General features: G+C 74.1%; 15 protein-coding genes. 9 read left to right on the forward strand and 6 right to left on the reverse strand.

Annotation, left to right across the window (positions count from 1 at the left end; all coding sequences use genetic code 11):
* Positions 1–23: 23 nt before the first annotated feature.
* Positions 24–794, reverse strand: coding sequence for an NAD(P)-binding domain-containing protein (locus ACFC0B_RS03665; RefSeq protein WP_376081594.1), 771 nt, complete (start codon positions 792–794; stop codon positions 24–26).
* Between the two features lie 189 nt (positions 795–983).
* Between ACFC0B_RS03665 and ACFC0B_RS03670 the strand changes: the two genes are divergently transcribed.
* Complete coding sequence (locus ACFC0B_RS03670) at positions 984–1,421, forward strand: VOC family protein (protein ID WP_376081596.1); 438 nt, start codon at positions 984–986, stop codon at positions 1,419–1,421.
* 92 nt (positions 1,422–1,513) lie between these two features.
* Positions 1,514–1,990, forward strand: coding sequence for a DUF6924 domain-containing protein (locus tag ACFC0B_RS03675; RefSeq protein ID WP_376081598.1), 477 nt, complete (start codon positions 1,514–1,516; stop codon positions 1,988–1,990).
* Between the two features lie 213 nt (positions 1,991–2,203).
* On the opposite strand, the gene ACFC0B_RS03680 is transcribed toward ACFC0B_RS03675, so the two are convergent.
* Positions 2,204–2,800 (reverse strand): TetR/AcrR family transcriptional regulator, encoded by a 597-nt coding sequence (locus ACFC0B_RS03680; protein ID WP_376081601.1) that lies wholly within the window; start codon positions 2,798–2,800, stop codon positions 2,204–2,206.
* 108 nt (positions 2,801–2,908) lie between these two features.
* Here ACFC0B_RS03680 and ACFC0B_RS03685 point away from each other — a divergent pair, with 108 nt between their 5' ends.
* A complete protein-coding gene (locus ACFC0B_RS03685; protein ID WP_376081604.1) occupies positions 2,909–3,847 on the forward strand; it encodes a TIGR03620 family F420-dependent LLM class oxidoreductase in 939 nt (312 codons plus the stop codon).
* Between the two features lie 270 nt (positions 3,848–4,117).
* On the opposite strand, the gene ACFC0B_RS03690 is transcribed toward ACFC0B_RS03685, so the two are convergent.
* Positions 4,118–4,837, reverse strand: a complete 720-nt coding sequence (locus tag ACFC0B_RS03690; protein ID WP_376081607.1) for a TetR/AcrR family transcriptional regulator — start codon at positions 4,835–4,837, stop codon at positions 4,118–4,120.
* A gap of 128 nt (positions 4,838–4,965) precedes the next feature.
* On the opposite strand from ACFC0B_RS03690, the gene ACFC0B_RS03695 reads away from it, so the two are divergent.
* The 4 genes from ACFC0B_RS03695 (at position 4,966) to ACFC0B_RS03710 (ending at position 9,838) form a co-directional block, all read left to right on the forward strand.
* Positions 4,966–5,886, forward strand: a complete 921-nt coding sequence (locus tag ACFC0B_RS03695; protein WP_376081610.1) for an NAD-dependent epimerase/dehydratase family protein — start codon at positions 4,966–4,968, stop codon at positions 5,884–5,886.
* Between the two features lie 207 nt (positions 5,887–6,093).
* Positions 6,094–6,984 carry a hypothetical protein gene (locus ACFC0B_RS03700; RefSeq protein WP_376081612.1) on the forward strand — a complete coding sequence of 297 codons (891 nt, stop codon included), beginning with the start codon at positions 6,094–6,096 and terminating at the stop codon, positions 6,982–6,984.
* A gap of 109 nt (positions 6,985–7,093) precedes the next feature.
* Positions 7,094–8,482: an SMI1/KNR4 family protein gene (locus tag ACFC0B_RS03705; RefSeq protein ID WP_376081615.1), complete on the forward strand. Its 1,389-nt coding sequence runs from the start codon at positions 7,094–7,096 to the stop codon at positions 8,480–8,482.
* A 48-nt stretch (positions 8,483–8,530) separates the two neighbouring features.
* On the forward strand, positions 8,531–9,838 hold the full coding sequence (locus ACFC0B_RS03710; protein WP_376081618.1) for a VWA domain-containing protein: 1,308 nt from the start codon (positions 8,531–8,533) through the stop codon (positions 9,836–9,838).
* Here the strand turns inward: ACFC0B_RS03710 and ACFC0B_RS03715 are convergent.
* Together ACFC0B_RS03715 and ACFC0B_RS03720 are read right to left on the reverse strand one after the other, a co-directional pair.
* Complete coding sequence (locus ACFC0B_RS03715; protein ID WP_376081620.1) at positions 9,804–10,577, reverse strand: HAD-IIB family hydrolase; 774 nt, start codon at positions 10,575–10,577, stop codon at positions 9,804–9,806. The genes ACFC0B_RS03710 and ACFC0B_RS03715 overlap by 35 nt on opposite strands.
* A 95-nt stretch (positions 10,578–10,672) precedes the next feature.
* Positions 10,673–11,056 (reverse strand): VOC family protein, encoded by a 384-nt coding sequence (locus ACFC0B_RS03720; protein WP_376081623.1) that lies wholly within the window; start codon positions 11,054–11,056, stop codon positions 10,673–10,675.
* A 167-nt stretch (positions 11,057–11,223) separates the two neighbouring features.
* Here ACFC0B_RS03720 and ACFC0B_RS03725 point away from each other — a divergent pair, with 167 nt between their 5' ends.
* Positions 11,224–11,898, forward strand: coding sequence for a DUF1345 domain-containing protein (locus tag ACFC0B_RS03725; RefSeq protein WP_376081626.1), 675 nt, complete (start codon positions 11,224–11,226; stop codon positions 11,896–11,898).
* An 11-nt stretch (positions 11,899–11,909) separates the two neighbouring features.
* Here the strand turns inward: ACFC0B_RS03725 and ACFC0B_RS03730 are convergent, their stop codons facing one another.
* Entirely contained in the window at positions 11,910–13,256 is a 1,347-nt protein-coding gene (locus tag ACFC0B_RS03730; RefSeq protein ID WP_376081628.1) for a hypothetical protein, read from the reverse strand.
* A 177-nt stretch (positions 13,257–13,433) separates the two neighbouring features.
* Here ACFC0B_RS03730 and ACFC0B_RS03735 point away from each other — a divergent pair, with 177 nt between their 5' ends.
* Positions 13,434–15,191 carry a WD40 repeat domain-containing protein gene (locus ACFC0B_RS03735; protein WP_376081630.1) on the forward strand — a complete coding sequence of 586 codons (1,758 nt, stop codon included), beginning with the start codon at positions 13,434–13,436 and terminating at the stop codon, positions 15,189–15,191.
* Positions 15,192–15,368 lie beyond the last annotated feature (177 nt).

Below are 15,368 nucleotides of genomic sequence, written 5' to 3' on the forward strand. Positions count from 1 at the left end.
CGGGCCCGGACATCGGCGGGCTGCTACCCCAGATCGTCGAGGAGGCCGTCCAGGGCCTTCTTGAGGGCTGCGGCGTTGGCCGGGTCGAACCAGGTGGTGCGGATGCGTTCGTTGCTGCCGTTGGGTGTCTCGTGGTCGGCGGCGAGCCGGTGCAGGGGGCGGGTCCCGTCGCCCAGGGAGCGGCCGACGTTCTGGAAGAGGCCGCGCACGTAGCGGTCGGCGGCGTCGGGGGAGATGCCGTGCTCGGCGGCCCAGGAGGTGAGCGTGGTGAGGTAGGCGTAGTGGGCGGTGAGGGTCGAGGTCAGCGCGGAGAAGACGTTGAAGGCGTCCTGGTCCGCGACGGGGAGCACGCCGCCCAGCCGCTCGAAGAGCGCGTCCACCACCGGGTGCGAGGGGAAGGTCACGGTGACGGAGCGGCGCTCGCGCACGGCCGGCAGCGGGATGGCGCCGACGATCGCCGCGCCGGTGGCGAGGGTCCGGCGCAGGTCCTCGGTGGGGACGCCGGCCATCAGGTTGACCACGGTCCGGTCGTCGGGCACCGTCAGCCCGGCGAGTGCCTCGCGGTGGTCCTGGCGGCGCAGGGCGACGACCACCACCTCGGAGCGGTCCACCACCTCCTGGTTGTCGGCGCACACCCGGACGCCCCCGAAGCGTTCGGCCAGTTCGGCGGCGGTGCGGGCGCCCCGGGGGGAGAGGTGGACGTCGGGCGAGGCGCCGCTGCCGTCGTCGCTGCAGAGGCCTTCGACGATTGCCCGGCCGATCTCGCCCACTCCGATGATGCCGATGCGCTGCACTGTGCCGTCCTCCAGGGTGTGCGGTGGTGAGCCGAGCGGAGCCGACGTTACGTCAGTTGTGGTGTTCGCCACAGGCCGGGCGGCCCGAGACGACGCCTCAGGGCCCCGGCTCAGATGGTGCGTTCGGCTCGTCGATGGTGATGTCGGAGGCGCGCGGTACCGTCGCCGCATCCGACCGAGGAGAGCTGCATGGCGACCAGGTGGGCCTTGACGATCGATTGCGCGCACCCGGCGGAGCTGGCCGCGTTCTGGGCCCTGGCGACGGGCTACACGGAGAAGCCCGCACCCGCGGGATTCGGGAGTTGGGAGGAGTGGCTCTCCCACCACGGGGTCCCGGAGGAGGAGTGGGACGAGGGCGCGTACCTCGGTGACCCCGAAGGGGCGGGCCCCGGCCTGTCCTTCCTGAAGGTGCCGGAGCCGAAGGTGGTCAAGAACCGGGTGCACATGGACGTACAGGTCGGCGGCGGCCGTGAAACACCGTGGGAGGTGCGGTGGCCGCGCGTGGTCGCGGCGGTGGAGTGGCTGACCGCTGCGGGTGCGACGGTGGTTCGCGAGGAGGACCTGAACGGGAAGCCCGATCACGTGGTGATGGCTGATCCGGAAGGAAACGAGTTCTGCCTGGTCTGACACCGGAACTCCAATCCGGGCCGGGCTCAGTGTGAGCACGTGATCCGTTTCGCGGCACGGACCGTCGATCGACACCGAGGGGGAAAAGACCCATGAGAACGTTGCCCGTTGTCACCGAGCACGAGGAGTTCGAGGCCCTGGTCGTCCGGACCGACTACCGGGACGACGCGAGCTGGCAGGCGGTGGCGGCGGAACTGGCCAAGCCCTGGGGAGACCGGCCCTACGAGCCGTACGTTCACCTCGTCGACGACCCCGCCTGGGCGGACGCGACCGCCGATGAGGTGGTCGCGGCAGCCTGCACCGGAGAGCATCGGAGCGTGGTCTTCCTCGCCGACCGCACAACGATGCAGTCCGCCGACCACGCCCTCCTCGCGGTCACCACGATCCAGCGATCAGATTGCGAGGAGGACGAGGACTACGACCTGACGACCGCGAACGGGCGCGAGTTCCGAACCCTCCCGGTGGGAGTTCACGAAATACACGCGAACCTGAGCATCGCCAACCTGGGCTTCGAGGAATTCGCCGCGGCCGCGCACGACGACCCCGAGGGCATCTACCGGTCCTTCTGACCGGCCCGCCCCGGGCGGTGGACAGAGTGCCTTGCTCCCGCGTTACTTCGCCAAGGCCGCGCGGAGGAAGCCGAGGATCTCCGCCTGGGCCGCTGCGGCCTGGGGCTCGACGCCGGGCAGGGCGAGGAATCCCACATCGAGGCGCGGATCCCCTGACGGCCCCGGGCTCGGCCTCGGGCTGGAGAGGGGATCGCCCGCCGGTCCGGGCGGGAGTCAGGTCCTCCGGCGCGGTGCCCCGTGCACGGAGTCCAGCAGCAGGTCCAGTAGCCGTTCGGGCTGCTGTCCCGCCTGGTCGTCATGGGCGGTGGCCAGCGCGATCCCGATGACGAGGTGGAAGAGGTCGTCGGCGGTCAGGTCGGTGCGAGCCGTTCCGTGCCGTTGGGCGCGGGCGAGCAGGCCGGTCACCATGTCCAGGATGCGCCGGCGGCAGTCGAAGCCCAACGCGTCGGCCGACTCCACCAGCAGGGCGCTGCCCATGCCCTGGTGCACGCAGGCATGGGCGAGGAAGGCCCGCAGCCATTGCTCCAGGGCGTCGTCGGCGTTCTCCGAGGCGAGCAGCCGTTCCGCGTGCGCGCGCAGGGTCTCGATCCGGTCTCCGAGGACCGCCGTCAGCAGGGCCGAGCGGTTGGGGAAGTGGCGGTACAGGGTGCCGGGGCCCACCCCCGCCCGGCGGGCGATCTCGTTGAGGGACGCGCCCGGCCCGGATTCGGCGAACACTTCGCGGGCCGCCGCCACCAGGCGTTCCCGATTGAGGCGGGCGTCCGTGCGCTGCGGGGGCTCGGCCGGGGTGAGTGCCTGACTGCTCGTCATCGTCGCGCCCTTCGGTCGGCTCCCGGGATGGCGAACCGGAGAGGTTCTCCGTATTCTAGCCGACAGGAAACCGGAGAACCTCTCCGGATAGCCGCCCGAGGAGTACGGATGACTGACGACACACGGACCGGGCTCGGCAGGGTCGGGATCTGGACCTTCGCCTACGAAGGCCAACCCGCCGCACGCGTACGTGAATCGGCCGCGGAACTGGAGGAGTTGGGTTACGGGGCCATCTGGCACGGCGAGGCGTTCGGCCGCGACACGGTGGGCCAGGCCTGGTTGCTGCTGTCGGCGACCCGACGGATCACCGTGGCGTCCGGCATCGCCAACATCGCCTTCCGGGACCCGATCGCCATGGCCAACGCGACCCGCACGCTCGGTGAGGCCTTCCCCGGGCGCTACCTGCTCGGCCTGGGCGGGCACCGGGTCGACGACACGGTGCATCAGGTGGACGGCTACCCCGTCCCGGCCCGGGGCAGGGCGCTCGCCACGATGCGGGCCTACCTCGACGCCATGGACGCCACCCCCGCCCACGGCCCCGTGCCGGACCCGGCGCCCCGTCGCGTCCTGGCCGCCCTCGGTCCGAAGATGCTCGAACTGGCCGCCGAACGCACCTGGGGCGCGCACCCCTACTTCGTGCCCGTCGAGCACACCTCGCGGGCCCGGACGATCATGGGGCCGGACGCCTTCCTCGGGGTCGAGCAGGCCGTCGTCCTGGACACCGACCTCGGCCGGGCCCGGGAGGTGGCCGCGGCACACGTGGCCGGATACGTCGCGATGGCGCCGCACCAGCGGGCGAACCTCCGAAGGCTCGGCTTCGGCGACGAGGACATCATGGGCGGCCCGAGCCGCCGGCTGGTGGACGCGATCGTCGCGTACGGCGACACGGAGGCGATCCGCCGCCGCGTCCAGGAGCACCTCGACGCAGGAGCCGACCACGTCTGCCTGCAGGTCCTGAGCGCCGATCCGACCGCGCTGCCGGAGCGGGAGTGGCGCGAGCTCGCCGCCGCCCTCGTCGCGCCTTCTCCGCCGCAGGCTGCCCGGTAGCACCGGCATTCGCCGCCGCCCGGCAGGTCGTTCGGAGCAACGTGTTCGAGCGCTGTCGAGCGCTCCTGACCGCCCTGCGAAGTGGCCCGACCGCGCGCACACGGTCCTTGGCGCTGCCGGGCGCTGCCGGCGACTCCCGCTGCTCCTTGGTCGACGCGTCCGTCGGACTCCGGCCGCCAGGCGCGGGTGACGGTGGACGGCGCGCTGCCGGGTGATGGGCCGTGCGGGTGTCCACCGCGGGTGCCGGACCGGGCCGCTGGTGGTGGGGTGTCACGCAGGAGGAGGCGACAGGACATGGAGCCCGATCGCCTCGGCTGCGATGGTCATGGCGGCGTCGAAGTAGGCGGGGTAGTCCGTGACCACCTTGTTCAGGTGGCCGAACAGCTCGAAGCTGATCGTGCCGACCAGGGAGATCCACAGGGTGAGCGACCGTTCCACCAGGTCCGCGTAGGGTTCGGCCGGCGCCCCGCCCGCGCTGTCGAGCACCTGCTGGGCGACGAGTCTCGGCCCGGGGAGCGGCTGCGCGGGGGGGCGCAGGAGGCCGGAGGCGTGTGCCTCGACGACGAGACCGGCCATCAGGCGGGTGACCCGGGTGGCGGGGTCGACCGTGTCGGTGGGGGCCTGGTAGCCGGGGACGGGTGAGCCGTAGACCAGGGCGAACTCGTGCGGGTGGGCCAGGGCCCACTGGCGGACCGCCCGGCATGCGGCAAGCCACCGGGTGCCCGGATCGGCGGGAGCGGCGGACGCCGCCCCTGACTCCGCGGCCGCTCCGACCGCGTTGAACGCGTCGATGATCAGCGCGGTGAGCAGTGCGTCCCGGCTGGGGAAGTAGCGGTACAGCGCCGAGGAGGCCAGGCCCAGGTCCCGCGCCACCGCGCGGAGCGACAGCGCGGCCGCCCCGGTCTCGGCGAGCTGGCGAGTGGCGGCTTCCTTGATCGCGCGAGTGAGCTCGGCGCGGGCCAGCTGCCGCGCGGTCTGCGATGCCGTCATGCCGTCCATCCTGTCATGCGAGAGCAGTGCACACAAGAGAGAGCGCTGCTCTTGACTTCTCCCCGTCGCGGCGAGAACACTCCTCCACGAAGAGAGCACTGCTCTCTCAATTCTCCAGGAGGACCTTCATGGCACGGCACATCGTCATCGGCAAGGGCCCCGTCGGGGCCACCACGGCGCGACTGCTCGATGAACAGGGGCACGAGGTCGTCGTCCTGAGCCGCTCCGGCGGCGACGGGAGTACGGCGCTCGACGTCACGGACACGGCGTCACTCCGGCAAGCCACCAAGGGCGCCGAGGTGATCTACAACTGCGCGAGCCCGCTGTACCACCGGTGGCCCACCGACTGGCCGCCGATCGCGAACGCCCTCCTCGACGCGGCGGAGTCCGCCGGCTCGGTGCTGGTGACGATGGGCAACCTGTACGGCTACGGCCCCGTCGACGCCCCCCTCACGGAGGACCTGCCGCTCGCGGGCACCGGCACCAAGGCCCGGGTCCGCATCGGCATGTGGCGCGACGCGTTGGCCCGGCACCGGGCCGGCCGGATCCGCGTCGCGGAGGCGCGGGCCTCGGACTTCTTCGGGCCCGGCGTCACCGAGGCCGGCCACCTCGCCCAGCGGATGATGCCCGCGCTCCTGGCCGGCCGTGCAGTCAGGGTGATCGGCAACCCGGACGCACCGCACAGCTTCACCTACGTCCCCGACATCGCCCGTACGCTCGTACGGCTCGGTACCGACGAGCGGGCGTGGGGACGCGCCTGGCACGTTCCCACCGCCCCGCCGCTGTCGACCCGGGAGGCGGTCCGGCACCTGTGCCGGCTGGCGGGCCTGCCGCCGGCCACGGTCGGCCGGATCCCCTGGTGGCCGCTCCACCTGGCCGGCCTGGTCAACCCCATGCTCGGGGAACTGCGGGAGGTGCAGTACCAGTTCGACCGGCCGTTCGTGATCGACTCCCAGGCGTACACCGCGGCCTTCGGCGAGGTGTCGACCCCGATCGACGAGGCGCTGGGGGCGACCGTCGAGTGGTGGCGGGCGCGGCTCGGCCAGTAGCGCCACGTACGCGGCACCGGCTGTCGGGCTGCGCCGACCCTGCGGCGCACTCAGGAGCGGGCCGAAGCCGCGTCCCCCCGCTGGGTCGGTCCGCGGACGGTGCCCACGCCCGGGCGCCGATTCCGAGCACGCCGAACGGCCGTGGCAGCACCGGCGCCCGCGCGGGAGTCGGCGATAGAGTCCGAGGTCGAGGCCGGGGAGGGGCGCATGACGGCGGAGGACGCGAACACCTGCGAGGACCGGGAGTTCCAGGACGGGGGGTCTCCCGGCCCCGCGGACGCTCCCGGGCGCGAGGTCCCTGTCAGGGACTCGCTGACCCTCTGGGACAAGCCGCTGGTCGGCCCCCGGTACGTCTTGTGGAAGCACCGGCTCGTCCTGGAGAGCCGGCCGGACCTGCCGTCGCCGTCCCCGCTCAAGCTCGTTACGAAGCGGTACGAGCCGGGTCTGTGGCGGCTTGCCCGCCGCTACTGGGGTCTCTACTACCTGCCCCGAAGCCTCCCCGAGGAGTACCAGGAGATCCTCCGCCGTGCCCGGGCCGCAGCCCGCGCCACCGAGGACGCGCCCGCCGGGGTCCGGGACGAACTCCTCCACCGCGAAGAACCGCTCTTCGACAGCCGGCTGCTCCTGGAGGAGCGTCTGCTGCTGCTCGCCCAGACGCTGGAATCGGGGGACGAGGACCCGGAGTTCGACGCGGAGGCGGAGTCCCGGCCGCTGATCGGTGCCCTGGAGGCGCGCGCCACCGCGGCCTTCGACCTGGCCCTGCGTCGGGCCGAGGCGGTCGACGTGGTGGCCACGGAGGAGCTGCGCCTCCCGGGGGAGCAGTACACCGTGGGGCGCTGGAATCTTCAGGACGTGTCGCGGGTGCCGACGGTGGAGCGCCTCGTCTGCGATTGCGGCAGGAGCCGATGGCTGGTGATCCTCATCGACCGGTCCGGGGCGGTCGGCTGCTCCTGCGGCCGGTTGCGCTGGGAGAGCCGCCTCACGCGCGAGGTGGTCGAGCGGACGGCCCCGGCCGGGCCGACCCGGTTCCGGCCGCCCTTCGACCTCGACGCGGTCGCCGCAGAGGCCGGGTTCGGCCCCTTCCGCCGCAGGTGGTGACCATCCCGTCGCCCGCCCGCCACCGGCCGTCACCGCTGTCGGTGACGGCCGGTAGAGTCCCGCGGACCGTCGTGATCGTCATGACCGCCGCACCGCCCGGAGGAGACCTGTGCCCGCGCTCCACGACTTCACCACCTGGGAGCCGCTGCTGACGCTCCTCCGGGCCGAGTACGGCGGCCGTGCGGCTGCCGGTACCGGCCACATGACGGGAAGCATCTCGTCGACCGGGTGGAGGCTGAAGGTCCTGCCGCGCGACGAGCAGTTCCTTGCCCGGGCCGCGGCGCCGGTGCAGCGCGCCCTCGTGGAGGCGGGCGTCCGCGAGGCGATGTTCGCGGCGGACGTCTCGCGGGACGGGCGGACGGTCCTGCACGTGTTCGGCACCAGCCCGGCGATGGAGTCCAGGTCCGGCCTCCGGATCCCGAGCCCCGGCACGCTCGTCCTGGTCGAGGACGCCGTCGCCGAACCCTGGCGCCGCCGGCCCGAACCGGTCCCCGGGGCGGTGCCGGCGCCGTCCGCGGACCCGGCCCTGCTGGAGCGGACGCTCCGCGAGAGGCTCCCCGACGCCGTCGGCGCGACCGAGGAGGAGATCGCCGCCGCGGAGGAACGGCTCGGCGTCGCGCTGCCCGAGGAGCTCAGAGCGCTCTACCGTGCGACCAGGGTCAGCCCGGTCGGGCCGGACGGATCGGGGGACTGGGAGGCCGACTTCGCGGAGCAGCAGGCCGCCGAGTCCGCCGTCGGATGCGAACTCGGCTCCCTGGACAGCCTGTTCATAGCCGACGCGACCCTGCGGCCGTGCCCGTGGCGGTACGCGGCCGTCGAGGCGGCCGTCACCCCGCCCGACGCCGCCGTCCAGGGCCTGGCCGGCTCGCCGGGCTGGATCGCCTTCGGCAGCAACGGCGGTGACCACTTCGCCGTCGACCTGACGCCCGGCCCGGGCGGCCACCTCGGCCAGGTCATTCTCATCGGCCACGAGGAGAACATCGGTGCCGAACTGTACGGGGACTCGCTGACCGAGCTGGTCCTGAACCGCTTCGAGAGCGGTGCGCCGGAAGGCCACGCCGTGCGGCAGGCCCGGGCCACGGTCCGGATCGGCGAGCGGCCGGACCCGGCCGACCTCGTCTCCTCCGCCCACCCCGACCTGGAGGTGGTGGAGATCCTCCGCCGGAGCGGCGCACCCCTCAGCCTCGCCCCCGTCGTCGGACTGCCGCGGCTCCGCACCCTCACCGCGCACCCCGGCACGCTGGCCGACCCGTTGGAGATCGCCGGCCTGACCGGCCTCGAGTACCTGGGGATCGGGCCCGACGAGTGGCGCGTCCTCCTCGACGCCGGGGCGGTCCCGAAGGGACTGTCCGCCGTCAGTGTCGAGGTGCGTGGGGACGAACACCCGCTGACCGTCGTGGACGTGGCCAACGACCTCCTCGCGCTCTGGGACCGCCCGCCGATCGCCCGGACCAGCATCGAGGGACACCTTCCCCACCCGGGCGTCTCCGGCAGTTGACCTGTGGCGGCCCCGGTCGGATGCGGAGGTCTCGGCCAGACTGTGACCATGACTGAGCGATCCTTGAGCGCGGGTGCGAATGTTCCGGTCGACGCGGGCGCCGTCCGGGTGGAGGTCAGCTGGGCGGGTGGGGGCGGCGGGCCGGAGGTGGATGCGTCGGCGGTGCTGGTGGCGGCGGGCGGGCGGGTTCGGGGGGACGGGGACTTCGTGTTCTACAACCAGCCGCGGCACGCGTCGGGGGCCGTGGTGCACCGGGGGAAGGCGGACGGGGCGGGGACGGTGGTGGACCGGATCGAGGTGGACCTGGCGCGGGTGGAGCCGGGGGTGGAGAAGGTCGTGCTGGTGGCGTCGGCGGACGGCGGGGTGTTCGGGCACGTGCGGGGGCTGGCGTTGAGGCTGGTCGACGGCGCGACGGGGGGTGAGGTGGCGCGGTTCGCGATGGCGGCCGGGGAGGAGACCGTGCTCATCGGCGGGGAGCTGTACCGGCGGGGCGGGCAGTGGAGGTTCCGGGCGGTGGGGCAGGGGTACGCGTCGGGACTGGCCGGGCTGGCGGCCGACTTCGGGGTGACGGTGGACGAGGAGGGCGGGGAGCGGCCCGGGGAGGAGACGAAGCTGCCGCCCGAGATGCGGGAGCGGTTGTCGTTGCGCAAGCGGCAGGTGGCGGTGAGTCTGGAGAAGCACGGGGCGGCGGGCCTCGTCGCGCGGGTGGTCCTGGTGCTGGACGCGTCGGGGTCGATGGCGGCGCTGTACGCCCGCGGCGTGGTGGCCGACGTGGTGGAGCGGATGGTGGCGGTCGCGGCGCAGCTGGACGACGACGGGGCCATGCAGGCGTGGACGTTCGCGTCGAACCCGGCGCGGCTGCCCGATCTGCGGGTGGGGGAGCTGCCCGCGTGGTTGCGGCACGTCAAGGTCGGGCAGCTGGGCGGGCTCTTCGGCCGCCGGACGCGGCGGGCGGCGCTGCCCGAGGGGGAGGTGGACATGAAGACGGTCGGGATCGGCAACGAGGAGCAGAAGGTCATCGCCGAGGTCCGGGCGTACGTGCGGAGCCGTCCGGCCGCGGCGCCGACGCTGGTGCTGTTCTTCTCCGACGGTGGTGTCCACCGCAACGCGGACATCGAGCGCGAGCTGCGGGAGGCCGTCGAGGAGCCGCTCTTCTGGCAGTTCGTGGGGCTGGGGCGCTCGGACTACGGGGTGCTGCAGCGGTTCGACGAGCTGCCGGGGCGGCGCGTGGACAACGTGGGGTTCTTCGCGGTCGACGACATCGGCACGCTCCCCGACCAGGAGCTGTACGACCGGCTGCTGTCGCAGTTCCCGCGCTGGGTCACGGCCGCCCGGCGGGCGGGCATTCTGCGGTAGCGGCGAGGGGCGGGGCGGACGAGGGGGCGAGCCAGCCGAGGGCCTCCAGCGCCGCCTGGATGCCGGCCGCTCCGGGCTCGTCGGGCCGGTGCACGCCGGGGTCCGCGGCGAGGGCGGTGAGCAGGGCGGGTTCGGCGCCGCCGACCACCACCGCGTGGGCGCCGAGCCCGTAGAGCGAGAGGTCGTTGAGGGAGTCGCCGGCGACGAGGATCTCGTCGGGCCGCCAGCCGAGCTTCCCGGCCAGGGCGCGCACGGCGTTGCCCTTGGAGGCGTCCGGCGGCAGGACGTCGAAGTAGCGCTCGCCGGAGTACACCCAGGCGCAGCCGAGCGCCTCGACGGCGGCGGTGAGCTCCTCGGTGAGGTGGTGCGGCGCCAGGTGGTAGGAGCAGCGGCCGTCCTGGACGACGTCCCGCTGGTAGACGAGGGCGGGGAAGCGGCGCAGCGCGGCGCGCACGCGCTCCGTGCCCGGCCAGCCGGTGCGCAGCTGCTCCTGGAGGGAGTCCACGGGGGTGAAGTCCGCGCCGTCGACGACGGTGGCGCCGACGTCGGCGATGATCCACCGCGGCCGCGGGACGAGCGGGTCGGCCAGGACCTCGCGGACCGAGGCCAGGCCCCGGCCGGTGGCGAAGACCGGGACCACCTCGGGGCGGCGGACCAGCGCGTCCCGTAGTCGCCGCCGCTGGTCGGGGCTTCCGCCGAGCAGGGTGCCGTCCAGATCGGTGACCAGAATCCTCGACATCGGGGAGGACGCTAGCACGATCACGGGCCGTGGTGAAGTGTTCACCTCAGGTGTGGGGCAGGCCTCCTGAGGCAGCGGCGGCGGGCGGCGGAAGGTCAGGACGCCGGGGCGGCCCGCTCGGACTCGCTGCGCAGCACGCAGAACTCGTTGCCCTCGGGATCGGCGAGGACTGCCCAGCCGGTGCCGTCGGGGTTGCGGCGGTCGGCGACGAGGGTGGCGCCGAGGCCCAGCAGCCGCTCCACCTCCGGATCGCGCGTGCCGTCCGGGCGCAGGCAGAGGTGGAGCCGGTTCTTGACCGTCTTGGGCTCGGGCACCTGGTTGAAGTACAGGACCGGGCCCTCCGCGAGCAGCACCTGCACCTCGGGGTCGCCCGGCCGGTCCTCCGGATGCAGCGGACGGCCGGTCACCTGGCTCCAGAACCGGGCCAGCTGATAGGCGTCCGCACAGTCGATCGCCACGTTCTGCACTACCGAGACCATGGGCCGAGCCTTCCCGATTTCCGGCCCGAACGCCAGCCGGTCGCCCGCCGCCCGGGCCGCCCGGCGGGCCGCCTCCCGGGCCGCCGGGGCCCGGCGATCTACACTGGCGCCCCGCCGGACCGTCCGGAACAGCGGCCGCCGCCCGTCCCCCGCAGAGGAGCCCGTCGGTGCACTCCTGGCTCTCCGAACGCCGCCGGGCGGCCCTGAGCACGGCGGTCGCGGTCGGCACGGCGGCGCTGCTCGCCCTCCTCCTCGCGCTCGTCGAGGGCCCGTCGCCGGTCTCCGGGGCGGACGTGGCCGTCCTGCTGCTGTTCGTCTACCTCGCGGCCTACCTCGCCGTCACCCTGGTGGCCTTCTCGACCGCCCCGCCCGAGCGGATCCGCGACTGGGCCCGGCGCGCCGAGCGCGGCACCGTGCTCCAGCGCTACGTCCTCGGCAGCGCCCCCGGGCCGGGGGTGTCGCTCTTCGTCGCGGCCGCCGCCATGGTGGTGTCGCTGGTCTGGCGCCCGGGCCACTTCGGCTCCGCCCTGCCCGAGGCCGTCCGGGTGATGATCGCGCTCGCCCTGGTCGCCGATGCCTGGATCTGCGTGCTGGTCTCCTTCGCGGTCGCCTTCCACGCCGACAACCTGGTGGAGGACGAGCAGGCCCTGGCGTTCTCCGGGCCCGGCCCCGCGCTCTGGGGCGACTACCTGTACTTCGCCGTGGCGGTCATGACGACCTTCGGCACCACCGACGTCGAGGTGCGGTCGCGGGAGATGCGGCGGACGGTGGCGGTCAACTCCGTCATCGCCTTCGGCTTCAACACGGTGACGGTGGCCAGCCTGGTGTCCGCCCTCACGTAGCGGTCCGTCGCTCAACGGGCGGTGAGCCGCCAGCCCGCGTGGTAGGGGTCGTGGACCAGCAGCAGGCAGCCCGGTACGGGCTCCAGGTCGCGCGCCGGGTCGCCGGGGTAGGCGGTCGCGGCGTCACGCGGGCCGTCGGCGCTCCACAGGGAGGCGGTGAGCCGCCTGCCGCGCCGGCCCAGGTGGCGGAAGCGTCGCCGGCCGCGGACGGCGAGCCGCGCGCGGTCGCCGGTCCAGCGGACCACCTCGCTGCCGTGGCCGGTCAGGCGGTCGGACACGGTGCGCACCCCGTCGAACGGGGTCACCTCCAGGGTCCAGCCGCCCATCGCGTTCACCGAGATCACCTCGGGGTACGGGGCGGCGCCGATCAGGAGCGAGCCGCACCACTCCTCCTCCGCGTGGTGGCCCGCGACGCGTCCGCCCGGGGCCTCGACGGCGAGCCATCGGCGCTCCTCGGCCGGGTGCCGGACCTGCAGGACGGCGGGTGGGCCCTCGTAGCAGAGCAGTGCGCGGCCCGAGCCCTCGGCCCGGTCGATCAGCAGGCGTTCCGGCCGGTCCGGCCGCAGGGTCATCCGCCAGGCACTGTCGCAGTCCTTGACGTGCAGGCCGAGGCGGCCGAGGGCGGCGTCCTTCCGGCCGCCCCAGAGCGGGACGGAGACGGGGCGCTCGTCGGTGTAGACCCGGTGCGAGGCGAGGAAGCGGCCGTCCTCGCTCAGCACCTCGACGCGGCAGGTGCCGGCCGCGAGGGTCATCTCCAGCACGGCGGGCCGCCCCGGATCCGGGCGGTCGAACAGTTCGGCGGAGTTCCCGAATCCGTTGCGGACCAGCGCCGTCGAGGACGGGAGGTCGGCGGGCTCGACCGTGAAGGACCAGTCCCGGCCGTGTTCGACGACCACGAACTGAGGTCCGTCCAGGGCGAATCCGTTCCGGTTCGTGGTGCTCAGGACGAAGTCGAAAGTGTCGGCCACCACCACCGGTGGCGCGTCCGGACCGTCGGGGTAGTGGACCACCCGCAAGGCGCCGGCCTCGTCACGGGTCTGGGTCACCACCGCCCGGGCGGCCCCGCCCCGGTACTCCAGCAGCCGCGGCCCGCTGCCCGTCGCCCCCGTGCGCAACTCGACCGTGTCGCCGGGACCGTGCACCGTCAGCGTCCAGTGCTGCGAGGCGTCGACGGTGATCCGCCGCATCGCCCGCTGCCGCTCCGGCGACAGCAGGACGGTGGTGCGGCCGTGGCCGTAGAAGGTGGGGTGCCCCGGCTCCGTCGCTCCGTCGCGCTCGCGGAGGTTGATCCACTTCCCCGGCGCGGTCTCCGCCGTCAGCAGCACCACCCGGGCCGGATCCGGGAACTCCAGCTCCACCTCGGACCGCCCTCGTCCCGACACGACCCGACCGCTCACCGGCGTCACCCCCCCGGCGGCAGTCTCCCGGCTCCGGTCCCACCCGCACCACCCCGTGGACGTCACAACCCCGCGACAGCCCGGCGGGAGAGGTCGGGTGTGCCTCGGGTGTCGGACCGCTCCGCTACAGTCCGGGCCATGACCGGAGATCTTCGGGGAGGCGGCGAGTTGAAGGCCGAACAGCCCACGACGGAAGAGCAGTTGGCCGACCCCCGGTTCCTGGTGACCGCCGATCCGCACGAGGCGGTGCTGCGACTCGCCACGGCCTCGGGACCGGCCGCCCGGCTGGCGGCGGCCGTGTACCGGGCGTCGGCCCGGCTGCACGGGGAGGCCGGCGCCGCCACCCGCCGGCAGCTCCTGGCGCTGGACGCGGCCCGTTTCGGGGACCGGGCGCTCGCCGGGCGGCTGGCCGCAGTGAGCCTCGCGCAGGTGCCGGACGAGCGGTGGCGGGTCGACTGGGCCACCGGCTCGGGCGTCCACCCCGCCTTCCGCGGCACCGCCGACGGGTCCTGGCCTCCGCCGCTGGTGGAGCTCGACGGCCGACCGGCCGTCATCACCCGGGGCGAGGGCGGCGCGCTGCTGCTGTGCGACCCGGCCACCGGCGAGCCGCTGCTCCGGCCGCCCGCCGCCGGCTCCGCGCCCGGGGAGGAGTGCGCCGTGGTGCTCGACGGCCTGGCGCTGACCGTGCGGTGCGAGAGGGGCGTTCCGCCGCGGCTGTTCGACGCCGCGACGGGCGAACCGCTGGGCGCCCTGGAAGGCGAGGACGGCGCGGACGGTGAGGAGGGGGAGGATGCCGAACCCGGGCCGGCGCCGTCCGCCGTCGCAGCGCTCACCCGCGACGGCCGGCCGCACGTGCTGGGCGACGACGGGGCCGGGTTCGCCCTCTGGGATCTGACGACCCTCGAACTCGCGGGCCGCATCGTGGTGTTCGAGGAGGACGACCTCCAGGCCTGGGCGGTGACGGAGCTCGACGGGCGCCCGCACGCCGTCGTGGGCGGCTTCCGCGGCGCGGTCGGGCTCTGGGACCTCCACTGCGGCGAGCGCGTCGCCGAGGGGCGCTCCGAGGACGCGGACCTCTGGACGGCGGTGCTCGCCCCGGTCGGCGGACGCCCCCATGTGCTCACCGTCGGGAGCAACCCCTACGTCGGCGAGCCGCTGGAGGCCGCCGAGCTGTGGAGCCTCGACCCGCTGCAGCGACTGGACCGACTGCCGGTCGGCTGGGGCGAGTTGACGACGGCCGCCGCCCACGGACGGTGCTGGGTGCTCACCGGGGGCGGCCTGGCCTGGGAGCTGTCGGACGCCGCGCCGGCCGGGTGCCGGACGCCGGGCCACCGGGCGGGCGTCAGGGCGGTCGCGAGCACGGTGCTCGACGGGCGGGAGGTTGTGGTGAGCGGCGGTGACGACGAGGTGCTGCGGCTGTGGGACCTCGCCACCGGCGAGCCGCTCGGCCCGCCGCTGACCACCGCACCGTACGAGGACGAGTGGGAGGGCGTGAGCGGCGTGTGGACCGCGGTCGTGGACGGCCGCGCGTACGCCGTCGCGACGCACGAAGACGCGTACGAGAACACGGCCGAGCGCGTCTGGGACCTCGCGGCCGGCGCTGAGGCCGCCCCGGAGGTCGCCCGGCGGATCGCGGAGCGGGCCGCGGGTGGGGCCCCCGCGGTGGCGGCGCCGGAGCCCGAGGGGGTGGCCGCGGCGGCCGCCGGGACGCTCGACGGGCGCCCCGTCGCCGTGTCCGCCGTCCGGCGCCGCGTCCGGGTGTGGGACCTCTCCGGCGAACCGGTCGTGAGCGGTGAACTCGCCTTCCCCGAACCCGTCACCGCGCTGGCGCTCACGCCCGGCGGCCGTCTTCTGGTGGGGTTCGGCGAGGACGTCGCGGTCCTTTCCCGCCACTGAAGCAGAAGCAGGCGAACTGTCGGCACACAGCACACCAGAACGTCTGATCTGTCGTCAAAGTTCCTGGTTTTCCTGCGAACTTGTGTGAAGTCCCTTTAAGATCCCGTTAACCATGGAGGCTTTCAGCCACCCGCGAAGTCTTCGCGGGGTCCGGGCTGGGGGCCCAACGTCACTATG

It is taken from the genome of Kitasatospora sp. NPDC056184, assembly GCF_042268405.1.
Classification (GTDB): domain Bacteria; phylum Actinomycetota; class Actinomycetes; order Streptomycetales; family Streptomycetaceae; genus Kitasatospora.